Origin of the sequence: Micromonospora eburnea (genome assembly GCF_900090225.1) — a bacterium.
Classification (GTDB): Bacteria; Actinomycetota; Actinomycetes; order Mycobacteriales; family Micromonosporaceae; genus Micromonospora; species Micromonospora eburnea.
The window spans coordinates 2543478-2568905 of sequence record NZ_FMHY01000002.1 but is presented as its reverse complement, the minus strand read 5'-3'; the positions used below and the strand labels follow the sequence as shown (position 1 = coordinate 2568905).

25 protein-coding genes are annotated in these 25428 nt (G+C 74.5%); 6 read left to right on the top strand and 19 right to left on the bottom strand.

All coding sequences use genetic code 11. The annotated features are described in order from the left end of the window. Positions 1–47: 47 nt before the first annotated feature. Entirely contained in the window at positions 48–2591 is a 2544-nt protein-coding gene (locus tag GA0070604_RS12070) for an ATP-dependent Clp protease ATP-binding subunit (protein WP_091118036.1), read from the bottom strand. 170 nt (positions 2592–2761) lie between these two features. Between GA0070604_RS12070 and GA0070604_RS32345 the strand changes: the two genes are divergently transcribed. The 5 genes from GA0070604_RS32345 to GA0070604_RS12045 all read left to right on the top strand — a co-directional run bounded on the left by GA0070604_RS32345 (position 2762) and on the right by GA0070604_RS12045 (position 7834). Beyond that, on the top strand, positions 2762–3145 hold the full coding sequence (locus GA0070604_RS32345; RefSeq protein WP_167363441.1) for a hypothetical protein: 384 nt from the start codon (positions 2762–2764) through the stop codon (positions 3143–3145). Positions 3146–3350: 205 nt separating this feature from the next. Further along, positions 3351–3611, top strand: a complete 261-nt coding sequence (locus GA0070604_RS12060; RefSeq protein ID WP_007076395.1) for a hypothetical protein — start codon at positions 3351–3353, stop codon at positions 3609–3611. Positions 3612–3619: 8 nt separating this feature from the next. Further along, entirely contained in the window at positions 3620–4510 is an 891-nt protein-coding gene (locus GA0070604_RS12055) for a hypothetical protein (RefSeq protein ID WP_091118035.1), read from the top strand. Further along, entirely contained in the window at positions 4503–7175 is a 2673-nt protein-coding gene (locus GA0070604_RS12050; protein WP_091118034.1) for an FtsK/SpoIIIE domain-containing protein, read from the top strand. The genes GA0070604_RS12055 and GA0070604_RS12050 overlap by 8 nt, the downstream gene beginning before the upstream one ends. Next, positions 7172–7834 carry a hypothetical protein gene (locus GA0070604_RS12045; RefSeq protein ID WP_091118033.1) on the top strand — a complete coding sequence of 221 codons (663 nt, stop codon included), beginning with the start codon at positions 7172–7174 and terminating at the stop codon, positions 7832–7834. Before GA0070604_RS12050 ends, GA0070604_RS12045 begins: the two co-directional genes overlap by 4 nt. Positions 7835–7931: 97 nt before the next feature. Here the strand turns inward: GA0070604_RS12045 and GA0070604_RS12040 are convergent, their stop codons facing one another. The 12 genes from GA0070604_RS12040 to GA0070604_RS11980 form a co-directional block, all read right to left on the bottom strand. After that, positions 7932–9284 carry a cupin domain-containing protein gene (locus tag GA0070604_RS12040; RefSeq protein WP_091118032.1) on the bottom strand — a complete coding sequence of 451 codons (1353 nt, stop codon included), beginning with the start codon at positions 9282–9284 and terminating at the stop codon, positions 7932–7934. Positions 9285–9293: 9 nt separating this feature from the next. Further along, positions 9294–9581 carry a hypothetical protein gene (locus tag GA0070604_RS12035; protein ID WP_091118031.1) on the bottom strand — a complete coding sequence of 96 codons (288 nt, stop codon included), beginning with the start codon at positions 9579–9581 and terminating at the stop codon, positions 9294–9296. 343 nt (positions 9582–9924) lie between these two features. Beyond that, the gene (locus GA0070604_RS12030) at positions 9925–10353 is read right to left on the bottom strand and encodes a DUF2267 domain-containing protein (RefSeq protein ID WP_091118030.1); all 429 of its coding nucleotides are present in this window, start codon (positions 10351–10353) and stop codon (positions 9925–9927) included. Between the two features lie 292 nt (positions 10354–10645). Then, entirely contained in the window at positions 10646–11515 is an 870-nt protein-coding gene (locus tag GA0070604_RS12020; protein WP_091118028.1) for a DUF72 domain-containing protein, read from the bottom strand. 45 nt (positions 11516–11560) lie between these two features. Further along, positions 11561–11959, bottom strand: a complete 399-nt coding sequence (locus GA0070604_RS12015) for a TraR/DksA family transcriptional regulator (protein ID WP_091118027.1) — start codon at positions 11957–11959, stop codon at positions 11561–11563. 186 nt (positions 11960–12145) lie between these two features. Further along, positions 12146–13459 carry a DUF6236 family protein gene (locus GA0070604_RS12010; protein WP_091118026.1) on the bottom strand — a complete coding sequence of 438 codons (1314 nt, stop codon included), beginning with the start codon at positions 13457–13459 and terminating at the stop codon, positions 12146–12148. 74 nt (positions 13460–13533) lie between these two features. Then, the gene (locus GA0070604_RS12005; RefSeq protein ID WP_091127054.1) at positions 13534–14163 is read right to left on the bottom strand and encodes a nucleoside/nucleotide kinase family protein; all 630 of its coding nucleotides are present in this window, start codon (positions 14161–14163) and stop codon (positions 13534–13536) included. Positions 14164–14261: 98 nt separating this feature from the next. Continuing rightward, on the bottom strand, positions 14262–14864 hold the full coding sequence (locus GA0070604_RS12000) for a winged helix-turn-helix domain-containing protein (RefSeq protein ID WP_091118025.1): 603 nt from the start codon (positions 14862–14864) through the stop codon (positions 14262–14264). 290 nt (positions 14865–15154) lie between these two features. Beyond that, positions 15155–15733, bottom strand: a complete 579-nt coding sequence (locus GA0070604_RS11995; RefSeq protein ID WP_091118024.1) for a winged helix-turn-helix domain-containing protein — start codon at positions 15731–15733, stop codon at positions 15155–15157. Positions 15734–15786: 53 nt separating this feature from the next. Then, positions 15787–16278: a rhodanese-like domain-containing protein gene (locus GA0070604_RS11990; RefSeq protein ID WP_091118023.1), complete on the bottom strand. Its 492-nt coding sequence runs from the start codon at positions 16276–16278 to the stop codon at positions 15787–15789. Between the two features lie 37 nt (positions 16279–16315). After that, entirely contained in the window at positions 16316–16768 is a 453-nt protein-coding gene (locus GA0070604_RS11985) for a cysteine dioxygenase (protein ID WP_091118022.1), read from the bottom strand. A gap of 113 nt (positions 16769–16881) precedes the next feature. Then, entirely contained in the window at positions 16882–17259 is a 378-nt protein-coding gene (locus GA0070604_RS11980; RefSeq protein ID WP_091118021.1) for a cupin domain-containing protein, read from the bottom strand. Between the two features lie 93 nt (positions 17260–17352). On the opposite strand from GA0070604_RS11980, the gene GA0070604_RS11975 reads away from it, so the two are divergent. After that, positions 17353–18300 carry a DUF3500 domain-containing protein gene (locus tag GA0070604_RS11975; protein ID WP_208602026.1) on the top strand — a complete coding sequence of 316 codons (948 nt, stop codon included), beginning with the start codon at positions 17353–17355 and terminating at the stop codon, positions 18298–18300. Positions 18301–18397: 97 nt separating this feature from the next. Here GA0070604_RS11975 and GA0070604_RS11970 read toward each other — a convergent pair whose 3' ends face one another. The 6 genes from GA0070604_RS11970 to GA0070604_RS11945 all read right to left on the bottom strand — a co-directional run bounded on the left by GA0070604_RS11970 (position 18398) and on the right by GA0070604_RS11945 (position 25311). Further along, positions 18398–19165, bottom strand: coding sequence for a class I SAM-dependent methyltransferase (locus tag GA0070604_RS11970; RefSeq protein WP_091118019.1), 768 nt, complete (start codon positions 19163–19165; stop codon positions 18398–18400). Between the two features lie 52 nt (positions 19166–19217). Then, entirely contained in the window at positions 19218–19721 is a 504-nt protein-coding gene (locus GA0070604_RS11965) for a DUF2231 domain-containing protein (RefSeq protein WP_091118018.1), read from the bottom strand. Between the two features lie 76 nt (positions 19722–19797). Further along, positions 19798–20538: a GAF and ANTAR domain-containing protein gene (locus GA0070604_RS11960; protein ID WP_091118017.1), complete on the bottom strand. Its 741-nt coding sequence runs from the start codon at positions 20536–20538 to the stop codon at positions 19798–19800. 212 nt (positions 20539–20750) lie between these two features. Next, positions 20751–23045: an accessory Sec system translocase SecA2 gene (gene secA2 / locus GA0070604_RS11955; protein ID WP_091118016.1), complete on the bottom strand. Its 2295-nt coding sequence runs from the start codon at positions 23043–23045 to the stop codon at positions 20751–20753. A 138-nt stretch (positions 23046–23183) separates the two neighbouring features. Then, positions 23184–24272 (bottom strand): zinc-binding dehydrogenase, encoded by a 1089-nt coding sequence (locus GA0070604_RS11950; RefSeq protein WP_091118015.1) that lies wholly within the window; start codon positions 24270–24272, stop codon positions 23184–23186. Then, a complete protein-coding gene (locus GA0070604_RS11945) occupies positions 24265–25311 on the bottom strand; it encodes a Gfo/Idh/MocA family protein (protein WP_091118014.1) in 1047 nt (348 codons plus the stop codon). Before GA0070604_RS11945 ends, GA0070604_RS11950 begins: the two co-directional genes overlap by 8 nt. Positions 25312–25428 lie beyond the last annotated feature (117 nt).

Sequence of the window (25428 nt, the reverse complement as noted above, 5' to 3'; positions counted from 1 at the left end):
GGGATGGATCCTCGCCACGCCTCGCGGACGGCACGACACCGCGCCGCTCATCGTGGATGGGACGTCGCGGCGGCGGTGTAGCCGCGCTCGCCGGCGGCCACCTCGATGGAGAGCTGACCGTCCCGCGCGTCGACGGTGACCCGTTGTCCGGGTGAGATCCGGTCCTCCAGCAGCATCCGGGAGAGCCGGTTGTCGACCTCCCGCTGGATCACCCGGCGCAGCGGGCGGGCGCCGAACTCCGGCTGGTAGCCGTGCTCGGCGAGCCAGTCCACCCCGGCGGTGGTGAAGTCGACCTGGATGTCCTGGGCGTGCAGCCGGCGACGGGTCTCCTCCAGCAGCAGCTCGGTGATCTGGCGCAGCTGCTGCGCCTCCAGCCGCTGGAAGATGATGATCTCGTCGATCCGGTTGAGGAACTCTGGCCGGAAGTTCTCCTGGAGCCGGCGCATCAGCCGCTCCCGCAGCTCGGTCGCCTCCTGCTGGCCGGGTGCGCCGGTGGCGAAGCCGACCGCACGCTGGGTGCCGGTGATCAGCTCCGAGCCCAGGTTGCTCGTCATGATCAGTACGGTGTTCTTGAAGTTGACCGTCCGGCCCTGGCTGTCGGTGAGCCGGCCGTCGTCGAGCACCTGGAGCAGGATGTTGAACACGTCCGGGTGCGCCTTCTCGATCTCGTCGAGCAGCACCACCGCGTACGGGCGGCGGCGGACCGCCTCGGTGAGCTGACCGGCCTCCTCGTAGCCGACGTAGCCGGGCGGGGCGCCGACCAGCCGGCTGACCGTGTGCCGCTCCTGGAACTCGCTCATGTCCACCCGGACCATCCGGTCCGCCTCGCCGAAGAGCGCCTCGGCCAGGGCCCGGGCCAGTTCGGTCTTGCCGACCCCGGTGGGGCCGAGGAAGAGGAAGCTGCCCATCGGCCGGTTCGGGTCGGCCAGCCCGGTACGCGAGCGCCGGACCGCCTCGGCGACCACCTGGACCGCGTCGTCCTGGCCGATCACCTTCTCGTGCAGCTGGCCCTCCAGGCGCAGCAGCCGGTCCCGTTCCTCCTCGGTGAGCTGGTTGACCGGGATCCCGGTGGCCCGGGAGACCACCTCGGCGATCTCGGTCGGCCCGACCGTCGGCACGTTCGACGGCTCGCCCTCCCCCTTCGCGCGGCGGATCTGGTCCTCCAGTTCGGACACCCGGTCGCGCAGTTCGGAGGCGCGCTCGTACTGCTCGTCGGCGACCGACTGGTCCTTGTTGCGGCGTACCTCGTCGAGCTGCCGCTCCAGCTCCCGCACGTCCTCTGCGGGGGTCCGGGTACGCAGCCGCACCCGCGCGCCGGCCTGGTCGATCAGGTCGATCGCCTTGTCCGGCAGGAAGCGGTCGGTGACGTAGCGGTCGGCGAGCTCGGCGGCGGCGACAAGGGCCTCGTCGGTGAACCGGACCTGGTGGTGCGCCTCGTAGCGGTCCCGCAGGCCGCGCAGGATGGTGACGGTGTCCTCGACGCTCGGCTCGGGCACGAAGACCGGCTGGAACCGGCGGGCCAGCGCGGCGTCCTTCTCGATGCTGCGCCGGTACTCGTCCAGCGTGGTCGCGCCGATCACCCGCAGCTCGCCCCGCGCGAGGGCGGGCTTGAGCATGTTGGACGCGTCCATGCCGCCCTCGCTGCCGGCGCCGCCCGCGCCGACCAACGTGTGGATCTCGTCCAGGAAGATGATCAGTTCGTCGCGGTGCGCCCGGATCTCGTCGATCACCTTCTTCAGCCGTTCCTCGAAGTCGCCCCGGTAGCGGGTGCCGGCGACCAGGCCGGGCAGGTCGAGCTGGACCACCCGCTTACCGATCAGGGTCTGCGGCACGTCCCCGTCGCAGATCCGCTCGGCCAGCCCCTCCACGATGGCGGTCTTCCCGACGCCGGCCTCGCCGATGAGCACCGGGTTGTTCTTGGTCCGGCGGGACAGGATCTCCACCGCCTGCTCGATCTCGTCCGCCCGCCCGATCACCGGGTCGATCTGGTCGTTGCGGGCCAGTTCGGTGAGGTCCTGGCCGTACTGGTCGAGGGTGGGCGTGCCCCGGTCGGGCCGCGGGGTACCCCCGCGTTCCGCGCTGGCCGCCTGCAACGACTCCGGCTGGATCCGGCCGGCGGCGAGCATCCGCCCGGCCGGCGACTCCGGGTTCAGCGGCAACGCCATCAGGATGTGCTCGGGGCCGATGTAGTTGGCGCCCATCGCCCGGGACAACTGGTGGGCGTCGAGCAGCGCCCGCTTGGCCGCCGGGGTGAGCGACAGGTTCGGCGGCACCTCGCCCCGGGGCGCCCCGTCGCCGCGCCCGCCGAGCGCGTTGACCAGGGCGTCCGGGTCCGCGCCGGCGCGGCGTACCAGGTCGCGCAGCGGCTCGCGTTGCAGCGCCGCCCAGAGCAGGTGATCGGTGTCCAGGTCGTTGCTGTGCTTCTGGGCGGCCCGGCGGGCCGCGTCGGCGAGCATCTCCCGCGCGTCGGCGGTCATCAGCCGGGTGATGTCGACCCGGTGCGCCGGCCGGCGTCCCCCCTCGCCCCGGCCGAAGTACCGGGCCAGGAACTCGTCCCACGGGTCGGAGCCGAAGTCACCGGGTCCCATCATCTCTGTCCTCCGCTGCTCGGGCGGGCACGGTCACCGAGGCGACCTGACGCGGCACGGCCGCCGAGGCGACATGGCGCGGCACGGTCGGCGGTGGCTACCCGGCGGCCGGCGCGACAAACGCGGGCGGGTCGAGAGCCCGGTGGCGGCCGGCCCGGTGGCAGGCTGGGAGCATGGACACCAGTGCGCTGCTGATCGTCGACGGGGCGAACGTGGTGGGCTCGCGGCCGGACGGCTGGTGGCGGGACCGGGCCGGGGCGGCGACCCGGCTGCGTGACGCGCTGGTGCCGCTGGCCGAGGCGGGCGTACCGCCGGAGCTGCCGCCACCGGTCAAGGTGGTGCTGGTGGTGGAGGGGGCGGCGCGGGGCGTGCCGGCGGTGCCGGGGGTGGAGGTGGTCGCCGCCCCCGGTTCCGGCGACGACACGATGGTCGAGCTGGTCGCTGCGGCGGCGGACCGTCGCCGCGTCGTGGTCACCGCCGACCGGGAGCTGCGGGCCCGGGTGGGCGCGTTGGGCGCCGAGGTGCACGGTCCGCGCTGGCTACCGCGGGATCGCTGAGCGTCGCCGGGCAGGTGACGGCCGGGCGACCCGGTGAACGGGACCGGATGACTCGCCGACGGGACCGGCGTGGTCGGGCCGGAGGGCCTCCGCGCACGTCAGAGCCGTAATCGGGCAGCCGGGCAGAAACACCGCGAGGGCGGATGTTCGCGTGCCCGTCGGGATGGGATGTAATGGAGATCTCCCCGCCCCCAGGAGGTCCCCCGTGGCGAGCGTCGCCGAGCTGAAGGCAGCCATCGATGTCGCCCTCCAGCAGATAGGTGACGGGCAGACAGCCGTGCAGGCGGCCGGCGAGAAGCTGGCCGAGGCGCAGCAGACCCTGGCCGGCGCGTTGGAGGGCAGCGGGCACGAGACGGTCGAGGCGGCCCAGGCGTCGCTGACCCAGGCCAGCCAGGAGCTGGAGGAGTGCCTCGCCGCCACCCTGGTCGCGGTCGAGCAGGCGCAGCTCTACGTCTCCACCCTCTAGGGCCGGCCGTGTCCATCGTGGAGGACATCGGCGCGCAGGTCCGCGCCGCCGCCGACGAGCTGCCGCTCGCCCAACTCGCCCTGGCGTTGGAGAAGTTCGGCCAGGCCGCCGAGCGGCTGCGCTGGGTGCGACAGGAGTCGGCCAACCCGATGGGCGCGCCGGAGCTGTCCGCCGCGACCGAGCACGCGGAGACCGCCGGGTACGCGCTGCGGGTGGCCCAGGAGCAGCTGTCCGGGTACCTGGCCGCGATCGGGCTCGCCGCCGACGGGGCGCCCGCCCCGCAGGCCGACGACCGGCGCCCGAAGCACGACTCGCCTCGGGGTGACGTGCCGCCGCCGGCCCCGGGCGGCGTACCGGAGCAGGGCGAGCAGCCGACGGCGCGGCGCTGGTGGGCGGTGCGGGTGGCGGAGCTGACCGGCGGCCGGGAGGACCCGCCGGACGAGCCGGACGAGCGGGTCGACGACTCCCGGGAGCTGCTGCGCCGGGTGGTGACCGGGGTCCGCTCGGGCGACCGGGACCGGCTGCACCGCGAGCTGCGCCGGGCGCACGCCGACGTGGGGCTCGGGCTGGCCGCAATCGCCCCGCCGCTGCTGCGCGACCTGGCCGGGGAACTGATCGGGCACCCACCCCGCGCCGACGACCTGGGCCGGCTGCGCCGCGAACTGGACGGGCGGGTCCGTGACCTGCTGCCGGGGCTGCCACCGCCGGTGCTGGACACCCTGCTCACCCGGGTCTGCCGGATGCCCCCGCCCCGCCGTGGCGAGGACCAGGAGCAGCCGCACGCCGCGGATCCGGCGGTCACCGCCGGGGTGGTCGCCGGGGTGCTGCTGGACCGGCTCGGACGCGACCTGCCGAAGGACACCGAGGAACGGGAAGCGTCGCGGGGCGCGCATGGCTGACGTCCGCACCCAGCTGGTGTCTCGGGTCCGGGGCCTGCTCTCCGAGGCCCTCGGCGCGGCCCGGAACCGGCTGGCCGACGCCGACGCCGACCTGGCCGCCGGCCGGGAGCGGCTGGCCCGGGTGCGGCGGGCCGCGGCGGCCGTACCCGAGCGGGTGGGCGAGGCCCGCGACGGCCGGCTGGCCGAGATCGACGCCCGGCACGGCGCCCGGATCGCGGAACTGGTCCGGCGGGCCGCCGCGGCGGCGGAGCGGGAGGCACCCGGCGCGGCGTCCGCGGCGTGGGACCGGTGGCGGGTCACCCCCGCCGGCCGGGCCGAGCGGCCCGGCGTGGTCCGGGTCGGGACGGTACGCATCCCCGACGCCGAGCCGGTGCCGGCGCTGGTGCCGCTGCTCGACGCCGGCCACGTGCATCTGGCCGGCGGCGACCGGGAGGGCGTCGCCGCGCTGGTGCCCGCCCTGCTGCTGCGCTCGCTGGGGCGCGCCGAGCCGGGCACCGTCCGGCTGTTCGGGTACGACCCGGAGCGCCTCGGCGGCGGCCTGGCCGGGTTCGCCCCGCTCGGCACCGCCGGGCTGCTCACCTTCGTCGGGCCGGGCGGACTGGGCCGGCTGCTGGACGACCTGGTGGAGCAGATCCGCCGGATCAACGAGACCGTGCTGGCCGGCGAGTACGCGTCGCTGCGCGAACTGGCCGCCGCGACCGGCCGCCGGCCGGAGCCGTGGCGGGTGGCGGTGCTGCTCGGCGGCGACGAGCTGTCCCGGCACGAGCGGGGCCAGTTGGACCGGGTGGTACGCACCGGGGCGGCCTGCGGCGTGCACCTGGTGGTGCGCGGAACGGAGGTGCCGGACGACCCGACGGTGACCCGGATCGTGGTGGAGCCGGGCGACGCCCGGATCGCCGGGTTGCCGGTCGTGCTCGACGAGCCGCCCCCGGCCGGGCTGGTCACCGAGACCTGCCGGGAGGTGGCCTCCCGGGTCAACGCCGGCCCCCCGCCGGCGCCCTTCACCGACCTGCTCCCGCCGCCGGACGACTACTGGCGGGAGGACTCGGCGCACACGCTCACCGCGCCGATCGGCGAGGGCCGGCACGGGCGGCCGGTGCTGCTGACCCTCGGCGACTACCCGCCGCACGCGCTGATCGGCGGCCCGTCCGGCACCGGCAAGACCAACCTGATCTTCGCCTGGATCGGCGCGCTCGCCGCCCGCTACTCCCCCGCGGAGTTGGAGTTCTATCTGCTGGACTTCAAGGAGGGGGTGTCCTTCGCCCGGTTCGCCCAGGGCCGACGGGACCCGAGCTGGCTGCCGCACATGCGGCTGGTCGGGATCAACGTCAACACCGACCGGGAGTTCGGACTGGCCCTGCTGCGCTTCCTCGCCGAGGAGCTGCGCCGCCGGGCGGACGCGGCAAAGAAGCACGAGGTCACCAAGCTCGCCGAGCTGCGCGCGGTGGACCCGACCGGGCGGTGGCCGCGCATCGTGGCCGTGGTGGACGAGTTCCAGGCGCTGCTCGCCGGCCGGGACGTGGTCGCCCGGGAGGCCGCCGACCTGCTGGAGGACCTGGCCCGGCGGGGCCGCTCGCAGGGCATCCACCTGGTGCTCGCCTCGCAGGACGTACGCGGCATCGAGGCGCTGTGGGGTCGCCCGGCGCTGGTCGCCCAGTTCACCCTGCGGATCGCGCTGCCGAAGGCGCTGCGCATCCTGGCCGAACGCAACGACGCGGCGCAGTCGCTGCCCCGGCACCACGCGGTGGTCAACGCCGAGTCGGGGTTGGTCGAGGGGAACCAGGTGGCGCGGATCCCGTCGGCCAGCGACTGGGAGACGTGGAGCGAGTTGCAGCACCGGCTGTGGCGGATGCGCCCGCAGGACGCCTCCCCGGCCCGGCTCTTCGACGGCGACGCGATCCCGCGGCTCGTCGACGCGCCGGACTTCCGCGCGCTGGCCGTCCCCGAGCAGGGGGTGCCGCGCAGCCCGGTGGCCCTGCTCGGGGAGATCATCGACGTGCAGGCCCGCTCGGCGGCGCTGCGCCTGCCCCGGGCGCCCGGCCGGAACCTGGCCGTGCTCGGCACCCGGGTGGACGAGGCGTGCGCGGTGCTTGACGCCGCCGCCCGGTCCCTGGCCCGGCAGCACCGGCCCGGCACCGCCCGGTTCTCGATCGCCTGCCTCGACCCGGACGCCGACCCGGCCGCCCGCGCCCTCTACGAGGACCTGGCCGATGACGCCGCCTGGTACGACGAGGAGACCGTGCCCGAGCTGATGGCCGAGGTGGGCGACGGGCTCGGTGCTCCGGGCACTCCGAGCAGCCCGCACTACCTGCTGCTGTACGCGGTCGACGCGGCGGCCGGGCAGCTCGCCGGGAAGGCTGGCCGGCGGACCGGGCTGGAGCAGTTGCGCCGGATCCTGCACGACGGGCCGGAACGGCGTACCCACGTGCTGGCCTGGTGGCGGGGGGTGGCCCGGATGCGGGCCGACCTGGGCGGCCCGGCGGCGCGTACGGACCAGATCGGGGCGTGGGTGGCGCTTGACGTGCAGGGCGCGGAGCTGGGTTCCTCGCTCTACCCGGGCACCGGTGGGCCGGACTGGTACCCGCGCCCGTGGCGAGGCCTCTACTTCGACCGGGCGATGCACCGCACCGGACAGGTGATCATCCCCTATGGTCCGTCCCGATGAACGAACCGGTGACCAGTGAGACGTACGCCGCCCAGCTCCGTCGGCTCGCCGAGCTGACCGCCCGGGTGGCCGCCCAGCGCGCCGAGGCGCACACCTGGTACGCGCAGCAGTGCGCCGCCGCCGACCGGGCCGTGGCCGAGGCCGTCGAGCAGGTCCGCCGGGCCGAGGCGGAGGCGGCCGAGGCGCGGGAGCTGGTGGACCGGGTGGACGCCGAGGCCGCCCACCTGTGGGGGGAGCTGCGGTCCCGGGTGCGCTCCGGCGGCCGGCTGGGCGACCCGCCCGGGCCGGCCCGGGACGCCACCGGCGACCCGGTGCCCCGGCTGCGCGGGGTACGGGAGTTGCTGGACCGGATCCGCCAGCGGGGCGAGCTGCCCAGCTCGACGAACCCGCTGCTGGTGGGCTGCGGGGTCGGCGGGTCGATCGTGGCGTACGCGCTGGGGGCGGCCGCGCGGGCGTTGGGCACCGGTTCCGGCGGCGACCTGGCGGTCGGGATGCCGGTGTTGGCGCTGGTGGTGACGCTGCTCGGCCCGCTGGTCGGGCTGGCGCCGGCCCGGCTGCTGGCCGACCGCCGCCACGCCGTCCTGACCCCCCGCCCGATCACCCTGGTCGTCGCCGCCGGCCTGGTGACCACCATCCTCCTCCTCACCCTTGCCCGCTAACCCACCCCACCGCCCGGCTCGGGTTGATCATGAAGTGTTGTCACGCGCCCGGCGTGTCGCCCGGAGCAACTTCGTGATCAACGGACTCCGGGCAGGGTCAGGCGGGGGTCAGGACTGCTTCCTTGAGGAGGCGGCGGGTGAGGACCAGGCGGTCGGCGTCGTCGTCGAGGCCGGGCAGGTCGCTGACCCGGGTCACCTCGCCGGCCAGCACTGCGCGCAGCGCCGGCTCGCAGGTGCCCGGCAGGGTGATGGTGCGGTCGAACAGGCGTAGCGCCACCCTGCCGGCGTCCCCGGTCCGGGTGAGCTGCCAGCGCAGGCCCACGCGCGGGGCGACCCGGCTGTCCGGGGTCAGGGCGGCCAGCGCGGCGGCCTGAGCCAGCGGCCGGATGGGCGCGGGGCGGCTGGCCGGCCAGGCCCGGTCCCGCAGCCGGGCGGCCACCGCCGCCGGGTCGGCCCGCAGCAACCAGTCGCGCAGCGCCTCCACCGTCTCGGTCAGCTCCGGCTCGATGGCGTCCGAGTCGGTCACGTCGACGCCGAGGGGCAGCCCGGACCGCAGCCGGGGCTCCTCGGCGGCGAGGGCCAGCAGCTCCTCGACCAGGGCGTACCGGGTCAGCGCCCGGATGCCCACGGTCAGGTGCAGCGAGCTGGCCTGCTGCGCCTTGGCGCTGTGCAACCAGCCCCGAGGCAGGTAGAGCGCGTCGCCCGGGGCGAGCACCACGTCCAGCGCGGGCCGCCCCTCGGCGGTGGCCGAGACCTCGTCGGCCCGCCCGCCCCAGGGTTGCCGTTCCAGCGGATCGGGCAGCACGGGCGGGTGGATGCGCCAGTGCTTGCGGCCGTCGACCTGGAGCACGAAGACGTCGTGGGTGTCGTAGTGGGTGGCGAAGCCCTGGCTGCCGGCCGGGGTCAGATAGGCGTTGACCTGGGCGGGCTGGGCCAGCACGGCGCTCAGGTCGCGGGCCAGGTCGACCAGGGCCGGCCAGATCCGGTGCAGCCCCTGCAACACCAGGGTCGCGCCGTCGGCGTACAGCTGGAGGACCCTCTCGTCGAGTACCTGGTCGCCGATCTCGGCGCCCGCGCCCCCGCCGCCGGTGTAGCGTGCCGCCGGCACCAGCTCGCCGTCCTTGGCCACCCGAAGAAACGGGGTACGCAGGCCGCGCCGGCTCAGCAGCTCGTCGGCGTCGGCGGGGCTGAACAGGTCGGTGAAGCCGTTCCGGTTGGGCAGCTCGGCTGCCCGGGACAGCAGCGGGTTGCGCCCCCAGTGGTCGGCGGCGAACTTGGCCGGGTCGACGGCCACACAACGGGCGAGCGCCGCGGCCCCAGCCGCGGTCGTGGTCTCAGGCACGGTGGTGGTCGCGCTTTCAATTCCGGTCGCGGCCTCAGGCCCGGTCACGGTCGCGGGAGACGGAACCGCCGGGCGGCCGTCGCTGCCCGGCGGGTCGAGGTACGTCATGGCGATTCGTCAGCGGGCGCTGCCGTCGGCGCCGCCGTCGCGCTGGCCGGGGGTCGCGCCGCCGTCGGCCGGACCCTCGGCGCCGCCGTCCGCGCCGCCGTCCTGCTTGCCCGGGGTGGCGCCGCCGTCGGCCGGCCCCTCGGCGCCCCGGTCGGCGCCGCGATCGGCCCCACGCTCCGCGCCGCGGTCGGCGCCGCCGTCCGCGCCACCGTCCCGCTGGCCGGGGGTGGCTCCACCGTCGGCGGGCCCCTCGGGGCCGCCGCCGCTGGTCTGCATGTCGTCGTCGTCGAGTGCCATCGGTGCTCCCTCGGTTGCCGCCCCGTCGTCGGTCGGGGTTCCTCGTCCGGCGGGTGGTACCCCACGCGCGATCTCCTCTAACCACACGGTAGACGGGAAGGTCGGGCGAAACGGACGGTTCGCCGGCCCGGCGGCTTTGATCGACTTCGTGTGCCGTATACGGCGGTGCCGGTGGGTGCCGGAGACCACCGCGTACGGAACATGGAGCGGACCACGGGAAGGCGGAGCACTCCCACCCCCGGTCCGCGCTCGCGGCCGGTCACCCGCCGCGGGGCGCGCCGCCGGTCCGGTACGCCGGCGGCCCGCCCCACCGGTACGGCGGAGCGGGCCGGGACGGCACCCGTCACGGGATCATCCGGCTGAGGTCCTGCGGCATGTTCGACTTCACGTCCTGCCACTCACCCTGGTTGACGTGCCGGCGCAGGGTGTCGAGCACGACCTGCACCACCCGCTGCGGACCGCCCTCCACGTCGTACGGGAAGCCCTGGCGGACCTCGTAGAGGAAGTCGTCGCGGTTCAACTTGATCGGCACGCTCTCCGGCTGCCAACCGTCGAAGTAGATGCCGCGCAGCAGCACCGGCAACTGCTGGGCGAACTCGGCGCTCTCCTGCACCGGCATCCGGTCCCGCAGCAGGTGCAGCACCGTACGCAGCGCCGCGTAGGACTGGTTGCGCTGCTCCTTCGGCCAGCCGTACGCCTGCTCGATCTCCTTGAGAATCACGTTCGTCTTGTCCAGCGAGGACTCGAACGCGGAAATCAGCTGCTCAGCCATCTGCCCACCCCCGTGCGTCGGTTTCCCAGCGTCGGTCGTCGGTGCGTCGCGGCGGGCCACTGGGCCCCCGCCACAGCCGGGTCGGGCTGAACCGACCGGGCCGTGCGCCCCGTCGGGGCGGGTCGGACCTCCCGACCACGTGCAGCACCCCGCCGCGGCGTCGATCCGCTACGACCCGCACCGTCATGGCCCACCTCCTGTCGGCCTCGCGGTCCCGCACGGACCGCACACACCGTCCAGGCTGGCCGGGAACCGGGTGAGCCGGGCTCACCCCGCGAGGGTGATTCCGCCGTCAGTCGGCGAGCAGCGCCTGCAAGCGCTGGCCGTTGCGTTGGGCGTGGTCCCGGTAGCAGTTGTTCATGAGAACGTGGGTCTGCTCGGCGGCGCCGGCCAGCTCCCGCAGTTTCGGCGCCCAGTCGCGCAGCTCCCGGTCGGAGTAGTCGTAGCCGAACTTCTCGTGGATGTCCTTGCTGGTCCACCTGTCGCTGTGGCCGTGGAAGCGGACCACGGCGAGGTCGGCGGTGGCCGCCAGCACCGGCGGTACGGACGACCGGTGCCCCTGCGGCATGTCGACGCAGACGTACGTCAGGTCGTGCTCGCGCAGGAAGCCCAGCGTCTCGTCGGCGTTGTCGCCGGCGAACCAGGAGGCGTGCCGGAACTCGAAGGCCGGGCGCAGCGGCGCGCACCGTCGCGCCACCTCGAGCAGGTACTGCTTGTTGTCCCGCTTGATGGTGAACCAGGGCGGGAACTGAAACAGCACCGCGCCGAGCCGGCCCGCCTCGACCAGCGGGTCGAGGGCGGACAGGAACCGGCTCCAGACCTCCTCGTACACCTGCGACGGCAGGTCGTCCGGGTAGAGGTTCTTCTTCTCCGTCGCCGGGCGCAGGTCCGCATAGAGCGCACCGACCCGGGTCGGATGCCCGGTGAGCAGGCTGAACGCCTTGACGTTGAAGGTGAAGCCGGGCGGGGTACGCGCGACCCACAGCCGGGCCGTCCGCTCGGCGGGTGGCGAGTAGTAGGTGGCGTCCACCTCGACCAGCGGAAACTGCCGGGCGTAGTAGGCCAGCCGCCGCTCCGGGTTGTCGGCGCTGGGCGGGTACCAGCCGGAGTCGAGCAGGGTCCGGTCGGTCCACGATGCGGTGCCTACCTTGATCTCACCCATCTGGTAAGCCACCGGGCAGGGGACCGGCCGGCAACCGGGGAGCGATCAGGCCGCCCGCCGCTCCCGGTTCTGCTTGCAGGTCACGCAGGAGGTGGCGGACGGGAAGATCTCCAGCCGCTCCACCGGGATCGGCGCGGAGCAGCCCTCGCAGAAGCCGTAGGTGCCCTCTTCGAGGCGGGTGAGCGCGTGCTCGAACTGGGCGCGCCGGTCCAGGATGCTACGCAGCAGGGACTGGGCGGTGTCCCGCTCGGCGGTCTTGGTGCCGCTGTCGGCCTGGTCGTCGCCGGCGGTGTCGCCGATCTCGACCAGCCGGAGCACCTGGCTCTGCAGTACGGCCTGTTCGTACTCGGCGGACAGCTCGTCGTATCGCGACTGAAGGGACTGCCGAATCTGGTCGACCTCCGCCTGGGAGCGGCCCGTGGCTGTCGTGTCGTGGACGAGCATCGCTTGCCTGCCTTTCCTGGCGACTCATGACGGTCCGGGGCGGCGAGCGCCCCGGACGTGCTCCGATGGACGCACGGGCGGATCACCCGTGCGCTGTGAGCCGGGCGAATACCCGTCCCCACTCCGGCTCAAACCAGGAGCCTGCGGATTTCTGCCGGCGTTCGTGCTGCCAGCCCGCAGGACCTGCTAGGGCTGTCCCGGTCCTCGTGCTGGCCGCCTCGTGGGGCGTCGTGGTGCGGGCACCGCCCGCCGGATGGCGGACCGGATCTGCGCAACGGTGTCGGACGGGCCCAGTTCACGCCGTAGGTCCAGCAGATAGCCGGCGGGATGGCCGGCGGTGGTCTGCCTTCGCTGGTCCAGGGCGCCGCTCACCGCCCCGACCAGGCACAGCGCGGCAACGCCCGCGCTGGTCACGACCGGCGGCAGGTGGACAGCGTTGGCGAGCACGCCCAACGCCGCCGGCGGGGCGAGCGTCTGGAGACCGAGTACGGCTCGGACCGGTTGCAGGCCGAGCCGACCGAGCGTTCGTTCCATCTCTTCGAGGGGGTGCGCGACCTTGCTCTCCACGTGATTGCGCAGTTTGGCCGCCCGTACGTCCGGATCCCGGATCCCGCTGATCGCCACGAGGTCCGGGGTGAGCGAGTCGAGGAACTCGCGGTAGCGCATGAGCTGCGGCAGCAGTCTCCGGCGCGCCTCGATGATCCGCTCGACCGGCACCTCGGCCAGGTCGCGCGGAACGACCGTCTGTAGCGCCAGCACCGCGAACACCTGGCTGTAGTCCGGCTGGCCCTCCGGTGCCGTCTCGGTGTCGTCGGCGAGCAGGATCTGTGCCATCGCCTCGATCGTCCAGCCCGAGGTGACGGCGGAGATCAGTGGCTGATCGGTCACCGGCGTCATCCCGTTCTCGCGGGCGACGACGTCCGCCAAGATCGCTAAGTAGACGCCCGCCAAGCGGGAGTGCATCGCCAGGTCGCCGACCCGCAGCACCCTTCCGTCGGACGCCCGGCGCCACTGGTATCTCTGGGACACCAGCAACCCGTCCGTCGCCAGCCGTTGCGCCAATCGGTAGGACATCTTGCTCGGATGGACCTTTTCCAGACGGGGGTCGAGCGGCAGGAGCTCGTCGTACACGTCCCAGGTGTCGACGGATTCGACGCCGAGCGCCTTGGCCCCGTAGCGAGGCGTCAGCTCGTCCGCGTACCGGTCGAGGAAGTCGTAAAACAACGTCTCGACCTGGTCGTCGGTGCCCAGCCTGAGGCGGTCCGCCATCGCCCGCGGATCGCCGTCCACCCAGGGCCGGCGGCTCCCTCCCCAGCCGGGTCGCACCTCGATGACGAAGTCCAGCTCGTCCCGGAGCCGCTTGACCGTGTCGGAGTCGCGCAGGCCCGGGTAGCCACGTGGGCGGATCCGGCCGAGTTGGGGCCAGTGCAGGGCGGCGGCCTTCACCCAACTGTCGCCGGGCAGGTTGATGTACGGGTAGTAGAGGGCGACGTCACTCACAGGACCACAATGCCCGCTCGGCGCAACATCCTTCGGTGTTCTCGGCCGTCGGCGTCCGGCTCGGCCGGGGCGGGTCAGCCGGCCTCGACCAGGGCCGGGTGGCGGGGGTCGTCGGCCCGGACCACCACATCGGCGAAGGAGGTGGGGGCCACCTCGTCCGCGTACCGGGCGAAGGCGGGCAGGGTCCAGCGCAGTCCGGGGTCGGTCCGCCGGTCCAGCGCGGCCGGGCTGAGCTCCACGTGCACGGTGAGGTCGAACGGCAGCCCGCCGCCGAGCAGCAGCGCTCCGCTGACCAGCACCACCCCGCCGGGCGGCAGTTCGACGTACGCGGCCCGGCTGGCCCGGTCGGCGACGGCGTCCCAGAGCGAGGGCAACAGCCGCCCCGAACCGCCGGGGCCGGCCGGGTCGAGCACCTCCCGACGCAACCCGGCCTCGTCGAGCCAGCCCTCGTAGTACGCGTCGGGGTTGGTCCGGCCGTGTTCGAGGCGGACCGAGGCGGGGCGGAGGAAGTCGGCGGCCCGTACGTGCAGCACCGGACGCCCCGCGGCGCGCAGCGGATCGACCAGGGCGGCGGCGAGGGCGTCCGGGTCGGCGGCCGGTGGAGCGTCGACCGCCACCCGCAGCCGGCCGGGTACGACGGTGCCGGCGAGCCGGTCGGCCAGCTCGGTGACGAGTCGCTCGGGGGAGATCGGACGGACGCGCATCCGCCCATGGTGCCGGGCGGCGGCGGTGGTGACCACGCCGATCGACCGACTGGTCGGGGCTCCTGCCGGAGGGCGCGGGCGGGCTGCCCGGCCCCGGGTCAGCCGGCGCGGTCGATGGTGACGCGGGCGTCGTCGGCGAGCCGGTAGCCGACGCCGTAGACGGTGGTGACCAGCGGTACGTCCACCCCGACCTTGCCGCGCAGCCGGCGCACGTGCACGTCGACGGTGCGCACACCGGCGTGTTCGTAGCCCCAGACGGCGTTGAGCAGCTGCAACCGGGTGAACACCCGACGGGGGTGGGCGACCAGGTGCAGCAGCAGGTCGAATTCCAGCCGGGTCAGCGGCAGCGGCTCGCCGTCGCGCAGCACGGACCGGGAGGCGGCCAGGATGTGCAGGGCCGGGATGGTCGGCGCGACGGGCCGGGCCGGGGACCGCCCGGCCGGCACCGGGTCGGGCCGGCGCTCCACCGGGCCGCCGGTGATCACGGCGTCGCCTCGTTCCAGCAGCTCACGGGCGGCCTCGAGCAGCTGGCGGGCGGCCGGGCTCAGCGACTCCTCACAGGACAGCGGGATGTTGAGGGTGACCGTGAGCACCGGCGTGGTGGTGCTGGCGGGGCGACGCTGGCCGCCGGGGGGACGACCGGGGACCGCGGGTTGCGACGTATGCCATCCGGCGCGCGACGAGGCGGGGCTGACCGACATGGTCCTCCTTGGCTGGTCCGGGTTTGTCCCCACGGCCCGGGACGCCGCGTAATCGATGCTTCCCGGCGCCTTCGCAAGGGTCAAGGGGCGGCTACGTTGCATGAATGTGACAATTGACGAACACATCGGAGCCGACTGCTCGCTCTGCGTACGAGGCCTGATGATTACAGCAGAGCGACGAGATGACCCGTTACGGGGGGTCCCCGCCCGATTCAGTATGGCTGGTGAGGCACCGCGAACGTGAGCGCGGCGCGCCCGTTGTCCGGGCACGCCGCGCGACGCGGGTGTGTTCAGGACTCGCGGTCGACCACGATCCGCGCCTCGTCGGCGAGCCGGTAGCCGACCCCGTAGACGGTGGCCACCAGCGGCGTGTCGGCGCCGAGCTTGGCCCGCAACCGGCGTACGTGGACGTCCACGGTGCGCGCGACCGCGTGTTCGTATCCCCAGACGTTGCTGAGCAGCTGCAACCGGGTGAACACCCGTCGGGGGTGTTCGGCGAGGAAGAGCAGCAGGTCGTACTCGATGCGGGTCAGCGGGATCCGCCTGCCGCCCTGGCGGACCACCCGGGTGCCGGCCAGGATGCGTACCGTGTCGGGCTCCTCGACCTCGGCCGCCCCGGGCTGCGGCGGGGCCGGGTGTCGCAGTCCGACCACGGTGCGGGCGTCGTGCTCCGCCGGCCGCAGCACCCCCTCGCCGGCCGCGGCGAGTTCGTCGAGCACGTCGACCAGGCGGGCCAGCGCGGGCGTCGACGCGGCGGCGGCCAGGTCGAGGGTGATGGTCAGGGTCGGCGTGGTGCGGGGGCGGGGCGCCCCGGTCCGGTCGGGGCGGCCGGGCCGGTACGGGCGGGCGGACATGGCGATGACGGACATTGATCCTCCTGGGCTTGCGGTCGCGCCCGCCCCGCCGGGGTGCGGCGAGGCGGTCAGCGGGGCGCCCGGCCGGCGGTGACCGGGGGCGTGACGGGCGAGGGTCGCAGCGGCGGGGTGGGGCCGAGGGTGGGCAGCCCGGCGATGCGCCAGGCGGCGAACCCGCCGACCACGTCGGTGGCCCGGCGCAGGCCGAGGTCCCGCAGCGCGGCGGCGGCCAGCGAGGACGTGTAGCCCTCCTGGCAGAGGATCACCACCGGCACGTCGTAGTCGACGGCCTGCGGCAGCCGGGTCGGACAGCGCGGGTCGAAGCGCCACTCCAGGACGTTGCGCTCCACGGCGAGGGCACCCGGGACGGTGCCGTGCGCGGCGCGCTGGCCGGCCGGGCGGATGTCGACCAGCAGCGCCCCGCGCCGGTGCGCGACGTGCGCCTGCTCGGGGTCGAGACGGCGCAGCCGGGCACGGGCGGCGGCGAGGATCTCGTCGATCCCCCGCGAGCCGGGCGGCGGGACCGGACAGCGCTCGGTCGGGGTCGGGGTCTGCGGCATGCTCGGGTCCTTCCGTGACTGGGATCGGGGATGCGGCTCACCAGGCGACGCCGGCCTCGGCCACCTCGGCCACCAGGAGCCGCCCGGCGACGAGACGGTATTGGGTCATCCGGCGCAGCGCGGGCCGGTAGACGTGCACGCTGACCGCGGGCCGGTCCCCCCGGTTGGTGACGACGTGCACGTGTCGGGCGCCGAAGCGCCGGCCCGCGCCGGCGTCGAGCCGGTGGGGACGCAGCCGGCCGTCGTGGACGGTCTCCTCGGTGAGGGTGCCGACGACGACCAGGAAGGCGCCCGAGGAGCCGCCGTGGTCGTGCAGGTCGGTGCCCTGCCCGGGCAGCCAGCTCAGCGCCCACACCTCGTGTCCGTCGTCGCCGGCCAGGCGCGCGTACCACCGCTCGGCCGGGTCGAAGCGCAGCCGGACCGGCCAGCCGGCCGGGTCGGCCCAGCGGGCGGCGACGGCGAGCAGGTCGGAAGGGTCGGTGCGGGTCATCATCGTCCTCCCGGTACGGAGCGGCGCGTACTCCCTCACTCTAGGAGGTAAACCCTATAGGTTTAGTAGGCAATATCGGATGCTGGGACGGCCGGTACGCGGCACTCCCCCGCTCAGCGCCGGACCGGCGGCTCCACCCGGTAGCCGGGCACCGACGGCCAGCGCACCGTGAGCACCACCGAATCCCGCTCGGCGTACCAGGAGTGGTCCACGCCCCGGCCCCACACCACGTAGTCACCCAGGTGGCGCAGCACCACCGTGCGGTCCGGCAACTCGATCCGGAACGCGCCGCTGACCAGCACCAGCAGGGCGGTACGCCGCTCACCCGTCGCCCACGCCGAGCGTGCCTCCCCGGCGGGGTGCGCGCCCCACTTCACCTCGACCTCGGTGCTGTGCCGGACGTCGCCGGGCGGCTTGAAGTGGCCGAGCAGCCAGCCCGCGTCGGTCGCGCCGTCCACGCCAGCGTTGCCGACGTACACCCGATCGTCCATTCCGCCCGCCCCTCCGCACCGGCTCGGCACCGGCTCGGCAAGCTATCAAGGGTGGGACCCGCGCGGCAGGCCGGCCTGGCGTATACAGGGGCGGTGGAGGATCCCGTACCCGAGCAGATGCGCACGGCGGCCGGCGCGTTGCTGGCGGCGCTCGACGAGCCGGCCCGGCAGCGGGCCCGGCGCGACTTCGACGACGACACGGCCCGGCGGTGGCTGGAATACCGGCCCCGACCACGGCCCGGGGTGAGCCTCGCCGACCTGGACGTCACCGCCCGCAAGGCCGCCCACCGGCTGCTCGCCACCGCGCTCAGCCCGGCCGCGTACGCCCAGGCGATGGCGGTCGTCGCGCTGGAGGAGGTGCTCGACCGGGCGGAGGGCTGGCGGCGCGGCCGACACAGCGGCGACTACTGGGTGGCCGTCTTCGGCGACCCGGCCCGCGACGACCGGTGGGGATGGCGGTTCGAGGGGCACCACCTGTCGGTGAGCATGACCCTGGTCGACGACCAGGTCTCCCCCGCCCCGCTCTTCCTCGGCGCCAACCCGGCCACCGTCCGGCACGCCGGCCGACCGGTCTCCCGGCCGCTCGGCCCCGAGGAGGACCTGGGCCGCGAACTGCTCGACGCGCTCGGCTCCGCCGGGCGGGCCGCCGCGATCATCGCCGAGGAGGCGCCGGCCGACATCATCAGCGCCACCCGGGCCACCGCCCCCGGGCGGCTCGATCCGCTCGGCGTACCCCGGGACCGGCTAACCCCGAGCGGACGGGCGCTGCTCGACCAGCTCGTCGCGCTCTACCTGGACCGGCTCCCGCCGGAGCTGGCCGCCCGCGAGGCGGGCCGGCTGGCCGGCGGGGAGCTGCACTTCGCCTGGGCCGGCCCTCCCCACCCGGGGCAGCGGCACTACTACCGGATCCAGGGCGACGACCTGCTGATCGAGTACGACAACACCACCGAGGACGGCAACCACGCGCACACCGTGCTGCGCCGCCCCTCCAGCGACTTCGGCACCGACCTCCTGGCCACCCACCACACCACCCACCACTAACCCCACCCCACCCCACCCCGGCCCGGCCCCGGGTCCCAGTCGGTTGATCAAGGAGTTTGCGTCTGGCTGGAGATCGACTCCGACGCGAACTCCTTGATCAACGCGTGCTGTCCGCGCGGGCCTCGATGAGGAAGCGCTGGGCGTGGGCGACGAAGCAGCCCTCGGCGCGGATGCGGTCGTGCAGGCGGCGGAGCGCCTCGTGGTGGCGCTCGACGGTGAAGCCGGGCACCGTCCAGATCACCTTGCGCAGGAAGTAGACCACCGCGCCGATGTCGTGGAACACCGCGCGCAGGGTCGCCGTACGCAGGTCAACGACCCGCAGCCCGGCGGCCTCGGCAGCCGCGACCGCCTGCTCGGGGTGGCGGGTGTCCGGCGGCGGGAGCGGCCCGAGGATCGCCTCGCTCAGCTCCCGCATCGTGCCCGCGCCGATCTGCTGGGAGAGATAGCTGCCGCCGGGGCGCAGCACCCGGGCGATCTCGTCCCACCAGGTCTCCACCGGGTGCCGGCTGACCACCAGATCGAACGAGCCGTCCCGGAACGGTAGCGACGGCCGTCCGGACACCTGGACGACGGTGGCGCCGACCCGGCGCAGTGTACGCCGGGCGACCGCGACGTTCGGCGGCCAGGCCTCGACGGCGACCAGCAGCGGTGGCGGGGCCGGCACCTCGGCCAGCACCTCGCCCCCGCCGGTGTCGACGTCCAGCGCGGCATCGACGGTGGCCATCCGGGCACCGACCAGGCGGGCGTACCCCCAGGGCGGGCGCTCCTCGGTGGCCCGCCCGGCGAGCCAGGAGAAGTCCCAGCCGTCGACGGGCGCGGCGGCACCCTCGGCGATCAGCCTCTCGAAGTCACGATCCGCGCTCATGCGCCGAGCCTCCCGGCCCCGGGCGGCGGGCGGCAAGGCGTTTTCCGACCGGTCAGGCCCGCGGTCGAATGATCTCCACGGTGGCGACGGCCGGGTCACCGAGCGTTTCCAGGCCGTTCGGCTCGGCGGACCGGCCGCGGTCGAACTGGCGCATCAGCCGGGCGCCGAGCCACACGCCGACCGACCCGGCGGCCAGCGCGAGCAGTTCGGTGGCCAGTGCGACGCCGGTCGCGCCGCGCTGCGGCGCCTGCGCCCGGATCAGGCAGGTGAGCAGGAACAGCGCCGCCATGGCGGCGTTGACCAGGTGGCAGGCGACCGCGGTGCGGAGGGTCCGGTCGGCCCGCACGTCCCACAGGTCGACCATTCCGGCGACGGCGGTGAGCGCGGCGGCGACCAGGGCGGCGATGGCCGTCCAGTAGCCCACCTCGCCGAGGAAGGCGGGGCCGCCGGCGACGTCCGCCAGGTCGAAGACGGCGGCGCTGACGAAGAGTCCGAACGGGTACGTCACCAGCATCGGTTGGATGGGGTGTCCCCGCACCCGCAGTCGGCTCTCCATCGGTCCCTCCCCGGGTCGGCGCGGTCCACCAGTCCAGGGTGCTACCCGAGGGCCAACGGGGCGAAACGAGTGTCGCTCAGTTGTCCCGGGACCGGGAGACGGTGCGGATCAGCCGCTCGGCCACCTCGCGCAGCGGGATGTCCAATGAGGAGGCGGCGGTGCGGAGCACGGCCAGGGCCTCCGGCGCCGGGCAGCCGCGCTGCGTCATGATCACACCGACGGCCTGCCCGACGACCCCCTCCTCCAGCAGCGCCGAGTCGAGCTGGTCGGCCCGGGCGGCCTGCCGCTCCCGGTCCCGGACGGCGGCGAGGAGCAGCCCGGCGTGCTCGGCGAGCAACATCGCGACGAGCTGGTGACCGGGGCTGAGCACGTCGGCCGACTCGGCGTACAGGTTGATCGCGCCGATCACCTGCTCGTCCACGTCGACCGGCGCGGAGATCGCCCCGCGCACGCCGAGGCCGCGGGCCCGGCCGGTCCAGGCCGGCCAGCGCGCCTCCCGGTCGAGATCGGGCGCGATGATCATCTCGCGGCGGTGGATCGCGGTCATCGCCGGTGTCTCCGGCCCGTGCCGGAGGTCGTCCAGCTCGGCCCGGCCGGTGTCCGAGGCGGCCACCCCGGCGGGCTCGCCGGCCCGCAGGGCGGTGAAACCGCAGCAGTCGACCCCGGGTACGGCGTCGCGGGCGATGCGGACCAGCCGGGTCAGCGCGTCGTCGAAGTCGGCGACCGCGATGAGGCCGGCGGTCAGCTCGCGTAGCAGCGCGGCGGCCTCCAGCGCCCCGAGCGTGTCGAACACGGGCTCCCGTGTGTCCAGGTTCACCGGGCGGCCCCCGCCACCCCCGCCCGCGCGCTGTCCCGATCCGACCCCGTCGCCTGTGCCATCCGCTGTCTCTCTCCCTCATTCGAAAAGCCCGGCCCGAAGCCCGGCCTGGCTCGAAGCCCCGGCCTACTACCCTCGCAGACCCGGTTCGAAACAGCACAAAGGGGTCCCTTCCGGCGTGGCATCCGCCGGACGGGACCCCCTTGTCGAGGTCAGCGCGACCCGGAGATCAGCCGCCGGCCCACCGAGGCGATCAGCCGGTCCAGCTCCGAGCCGAACGGGTTGTCGTGCACCAGATACGTCCAGGTGGCGCTCGGCCGGACCAGCTTCGCGGCGTCCGGCTCCCAGCCGTCGGAGAACTCCGTCTCCTCGAAGGTGGCGATGGTCCGCGTCTCGATCTCCGGGACGAGCGCGTTGAACGCCGGTACGGCACTGCGGTGGAACTCGTCCAGCGGATCGAGCCGGCCCAACGCCCGCAGGTGCACGCCCTCGCGCACCTCGGAGAGCTCGGCCAGGTGCTCGGCCCAGAGCCGGTCCAGGTGGTAGAGCGCGATCTTGCGGGCCACCTCGGCCAGCAGGTCCTCGTCCATCTCGCCGGCCTTCTCCGGCACCCGCTCCAGCAGCATCAGCGCGGCGATGTCACTGGTCAGCAGCCGCTCCCGGCGCTCGGCGAGGGCCTTGCGCTGCTGCTCGATCACCACGCTGTACCGCCAGGTGTTGCGGTGGATCTCGTGGTTGACGCCCTCGGCGACCCGCTGGGCGTGCTCCACCGCGTAGTCGACCTGCGGGTCGGTGACCAGGCCGTCGGCGTTCATCCGCGGCGACGCCGGGACGGTGTCTCCGGCGTGCCGGACGACCAGGTCGTCCTCCAGGCTGACGAAGAAGACCGACCCGCCCGGGTCGCCCTGCCGGCCGGCCCGGCCGCGAAGCTGGTCGTCGACCCGGCGGCTGTCGTGCCGGCCACTGCCGATCACGTAGAGGCCGCCGAGGTCGGCCACCCGTTCCCGGTCGGACTGGTCGCTGCCGCCGAGGCGGATGTCGACACCCCGGCCGGCCATCTGGGTGGAGACGGTCACCGCGCCGTACGCGCCGGCCTCGGCGATGATCGCCGCCTCCTCGTCGTCGTTCTTGGCGTTGAGGACGACACAGTTCACGCCGGCCGCCTGGAGCCCGGCGGCGAGCCCCTCGGACTCCTTCACGTCCAGGGTGCCGACCAGCACCGGGCGGCCCGCCTCGTGGCAGCGCCTGATCTCGTCGATCAGCGCCTCCTCCTTCTCGGCGCGGGTGGCGTAGATCCGGTCCGGCTCGTCCTCGCGTACGCACGGGGTGTTCGGCGGGATCACCGCCACCTCGAGGCCGAAGAACTCACGGAGCTGATCGCCGACGAGCACCGCGGTCGCGGTCATCCCGCAGACCTTCGGGTAGAGCGCGATGAACGCCTGCACGGCGACGGTGCCCAGCACCTCGCCCTCGGCGGTGGCGTCCAGGCCCTCCTTCGCCTCGACCGCCGCCTGGAGCCCGTCCGGCCAGCGGCGGCGCTGGGCCACCCGGCCGCGCATCTCGTCGATCAGCTCGACCGAGTTGTCCCGGACGATGTAGTCGACGTCGCGGTGCAGCAGGGCGTGCGCGTGCAGCGCCACGTTGACCGCGGAGAGCTGCCCGACGTGCTCCTCGTCGTACAGGTCGATGCCGCCCAGCTTGGCCTCGACGGTGGCCAGGCCGGCCGAGGTGAAGGCGACGCTGCGCCCGTCCTCGGCGATCGTGTAGTGCTTGCCCTTGCGCAGGCCACGGACCAGCGCCGCGGCCGCGTGCACCGGGTCCTGCTCGCCGGGGACCGCGCCGGCGAGCACCATCGGCACCCGGGCCTCGTCGATGAGGATCGAGTCGGCCTCGTCGACGATGGCGGTCGTCAGCGCCGGCTGGACCCTGTCGGCGAGGTCGGTGACGAGCTGGTCGCGGAGGAAGTCGAAGCCGGCCTCGCTGACCGAGACGTAGGTGACGTCGCAGGCGTACGCGGCGCGCCGCTCCTCGGGGGTGGAGGCCTCGTTGACCCAGCCGACGGTGAGCCCGAGCAGGGTGTAGACCGGCCCCATCCACTCGGCGTCGCGGCGAGCCAGGTAGTCGTTGACGGTGAGCACGTGGACCGGGCCGTTGCCCATCCGCACGTGCCCGTACGCGGCGATGGTCGCGGTGAGCGTCTTGCCCTCACCGGTGGCCATCTCGGCGACCTTGCCGGACAGCAGCGCCATCGCGCCGAGCAGCTGGACGTCGTACGGCCGCTGGTCGAGGCCGCGGCGGGCCGCCTCGCGGCCGATCGCGCAGATCTCCTCGTACCCCTCGGCCTGTCCGGCGGCCTCGGTCAGCTCGGCGTCGGTGAGCTTCTCCAGCTCCGCCTCGCGGGCCTCGACGGCCGGCAGCAGCTTCTCCAGCGGGGCCAGGTCGACCGTCGTCCCCGGGCGCTGGAGGAACCGCCGGAACCTGCTCTTCAACCGTTGCGACACACCCATGAGCGGCAACGGTACGCGAACCGGGGCCGATTGTGACCCCCGCCGGGGCGCAGCGTTGCCAGGTGTCCGGATCCGTGTCCGTTTCCGCAGCTCAGGAGCGGTCTGGCCGTCGGCCCGTCCGAGGCGGGCCGGCCAGGATCAGCCGGTGAGGACCACCTGTAGCTCCTGCCGCCGGCGCTGCGCCAGGTCGGTCAGCAGGGCCGGTGCCTCCGCCAGCGGCAGCACCGCCGAGACGAGATGCTCGCGCACCAGATGGCCGTACTGCCGCAGCAGCTCGATGGTCTCCGCGGAGAGCCGCTCCCGGTCCCAGGTGTGGGCGAGGCCGCGCGGCACCCGCCCGATCTGGGCGCAGCGCAGCGACAGCCCGTTGTGATGGAACTCCTCGCCGAACCGGACCTCGTCCGCCCCGGACTGGTAGAAGGCCAGGTCGATCACGGTGCCCTGGGGGCGCAGCAGGCGCAGCGCGAGCCGCAGCGCCCAGGGCTGCCCCCGGCACTGGAAGACCACGTCGGCACCCCGGTCGCCGGCGGCGTGGTGCCACCGGGCCTTCAGCACCACCGCCGGGTCGTCCGCCGCCGGGTCCAGGGTCTCCAGGCCGAGCGCCTCGGCCACCCGGCGGCGGGCCGGGGTGGGATCGAGCACCACCACGGAGGCGGCGCCGTGCCGTCGGGCGAAGAGCGCGGTCAGCAGGGCGACCACCCCGCTGCCGACCACCGCCACCCGCCGGCCGCGCACGCCGTCGCCGAGCGAGCGTACGTCGGCGCCGCACAGGTCGGCGGCGGCGTGCAGCAGCCCGTTGGCGCAGATCGGGCCCATGTGCGCGACGTGGACGCCGAGCAGCGGGTCGAGGTCGTCGGGAAGCGGGACGAAGCGCTCGGCGAGCGGGTCGGCCACGTGCCCGCTGCGGTGGCCGTAGGTCATCGCGCCCACCGTGCCCACCGCGACCGCCGGGGTACGGCTCTCCACCACCCGACCGACCTGCATGTAGCCGAGCCGGGTCACCGGGTACGGGGTGCTGGCCGCGCCGGGCTGGAACAGGCCGAGGTCGGCGTTCCAGGTGACGTTGAGGTAGGGATTGGTGCCCTTGACGTAACTCAGCTCGGTGCCGGCGGAGACGCCGCTGAACAGGGTCGCCACCCGGAAGGTGCCCTCGCGCAGCTCGGCCGCCTCCTGCTCGACCAGCTCGACCTGGCCCGGTCCGGTGACCACCACGACCCGGTCACGCATCGATGGTCACCCCCGGCAGGGTCACCTCGGGCGGCGCCGCGTCGGCCACCGGCGCGCTGAGCCGCGCCGCCGGCCCGGTGGGCAACGCCACAGCCCGCCCGGTCCGCGCCGACTCGGCCACCGCGAGGGCGAGCCGCTGGGTACGCAGCGCCTCGGCGTACGGGACGCGGACGTCGTCGCCGATTCCCCGGACCGCGTCGACGAAGGCCCGGTCGACGGCCACCCGGGCGCCGTCCGGGTCGGCGGGCACCTGCCGCTCGCCGTCGGCGTCGCGGATCAGCATCCCGTCCTCGGCCAGCGACAGCGCCAGCCCGTCGGCGAGGACCTCCACGCCGGCCCGGTGTTTCCAGGTGAGCACGCAGGCCGCGGCGAGGGTGCCGACCGCGCCGGAGGCGAAGCGCAGGGTGGCCGCGGTGACCGAGTCGATGTCGGCGTCCGGCACCGGCGGCGGGCTGCCGTCGCCGTACGCGGTCACCTCGGTCACCTCGCCGGCCAGCAGCCGCACCAGGTCCAGCACGTGCGCGGCCTGCTCGACGACCGGGCCGCCCGAGCGGTCGCACCGGGCCCACCAGGGCACCGGCGGCACCTTGTCCAGCCAGGCCCCGTCGACCATCCGCACCGGGCGGTCGGCCAGCAGCTCCCGGGCCTGCTGGACCGCATGCAGGTAGCGCCAGTGGTGGCCGACGGCGGTGAGCAGTCCCCGCCGTTCGACCAGGGCGGCGATCCGCTCGGCGGTCTCCAGGTCCGCCGCCACCGGCTTCTCGACGAACATCGGCACGCCGGCCTCGATCACCAGTTCCTCCACCGGTCCGTGCGCGAACGGCGGTACGCACACGTACACGGCGTCCGGGCCGGCGGCGAGCAGGTCCGTCACGTCGGTGAAGGACCGGCCGCCGTACGTCCCGGCCAGCGCCCGGGCCGCGTCCGGGGCGACATCGGTCACCCCGAGCAGTTCCACGTCCTCGAAGCCGGTCAGCACCCGGGCGTGGCGCTGCGCCACCCCGCCGGCTCCCACCAGTCCCACCCGGCACGTGCGCATACCCTCGTCCCCTCGCCGCCGTCACACTCGGCTCTCCCCGGGTGGGGGTGCGATCAAACGTTCACCGGCGGGGAACCCTCGGGCGCGCGGGCACTCGGCACGCTGTTAGGCATGATC

Bases quoted from the DNA above. Each gene is read 5' to 3' on its own strand.
- GA0070604_RS12020 (WP_091118028.1), bottom strand. From the start codon at position 11,515: ATGGGTGAGATCAAGGTAGGCACCGCATCGTGGACCGACCGGACCCTG.
- GA0070604_RS12050 (WP_091118034.1), top strand. From the start codon at position 4,503: ATGGCTGACGTCCGCACCCAGCTGGTGTCTCGGGTCCGGGGCCTGCTC.
- GA0070604_RS11970 (WP_091118019.1), bottom strand. From the start codon at position 19,165: ATGAGCGCGGATCGTGACTTCGAGAGGCTGATCGCCGAGGGTGCCGCC.
- secA2 (WP_091118016.1), bottom strand. From the start codon at position 23,045: ATGGGTGTGTCGCAACGGTTGAAGAGCAGGTTCCGGCGGTTCCTCCAG.
- GA0070604_RS11965 (WP_091118018.1), bottom strand. From the start codon at position 19,721: ATGGAGAGCCGACTGCGGGTGCGGGGACACCCCATCCAACCGATGCTG.
- GA0070604_RS12045 (WP_091118033.1), top strand. From the start codon at position 7,172: ATGAACGAACCGGTGACCAGTGAGACGTACGCCGCCCAGCTCCGTCGG.
- GA0070604_RS32345 (WP_167363441.1), top strand. From the start codon at position 2,762: ATGGACACCAGTGCGCTGCTGATCGTCGACGGGGCGAACGTGGTGGGC.
- GA0070604_RS11985 (WP_091118022.1), bottom strand. From the start codon at position 16,768: ATGACCCGCACCGACCCTTCCGACCTGCTCGCCGTCGCCGCCCGCTGG.
- GA0070604_RS12005 (WP_091127054.1), bottom strand. From the start codon at position 14,163: ATGCGCGTCCGTCCGATCTCCCCCGAGCGACTCGTCACCGAGCTGGCC.
- GA0070604_RS11950 (WP_091118015.1), bottom strand. From the start codon at position 24,272: ATGCGTGACCGGGTCGTGGTGGTCACCGGACCGGGCCAGGTCGAGCTG.
- GA0070604_RS11990 (WP_091118023.1), bottom strand. From the start codon at position 16,278: ATGCCGCAGACCCCGACCCCGACCGAGCGCTGTCCGGTCCCGCCGCCC.
- GA0070604_RS12040 (WP_091118032.1), bottom strand. From the start codon at position 9,284: ATGACGTACCTCGACCCGCCGGGCAGCGACGGCCGCCCGGCGGTTCCG.
- GA0070604_RS11995 (WP_091118024.1), bottom strand. From the start codon at position 15,733: ATGTCCGTCATCGCCATGTCCGCCCGCCCGTACCGGCCCGGCCGCCCC.
- GA0070604_RS12030 (WP_091118030.1), bottom strand. From the start codon at position 10,353: ATGGCTGAGCAGCTGATTTCCGCGTTCGAGTCCTCGCTGGACAAGACG.
- GA0070604_RS11980 (WP_091118021.1), bottom strand. From the start codon at position 17,259: ATGGACGATCGGGTGTACGTCGGCAACGCTGGCGTGGACGGCGCGACC.
- GA0070604_RS12035 (WP_091118031.1), bottom strand. From the start codon at position 9,581: ATGGCACTCGACGACGACGACATGCAGACCAGCGGCGGCGGCCCCGAG.
- GA0070604_RS11945 (WP_091118014.1), bottom strand. From the start codon at position 25,311: ATGCGCACGTGCCGGGTGGGACTGGTGGGAGCCGGCGGGGTGGCGCAG.
- GA0070604_RS12000 (WP_091118025.1), bottom strand. From the start codon at position 14,864: ATGTCGGTCAGCCCCGCCTCGTCGCGCGCCGGATGGCATACGTCGCAA.
- GA0070604_RS12015 (WP_091118027.1), bottom strand. From the start codon at position 11,959: ATGCTCGTCCACGACACGACAGCCACGGGCCGCTCCCAGGCGGAGGTC.
- GA0070604_RS12070 (WP_091118036.1), bottom strand. From the start codon at position 2,591: ATGATGGGACCCGGTGACTTCGGCTCCGACCCGTGGGACGAGTTCCTG.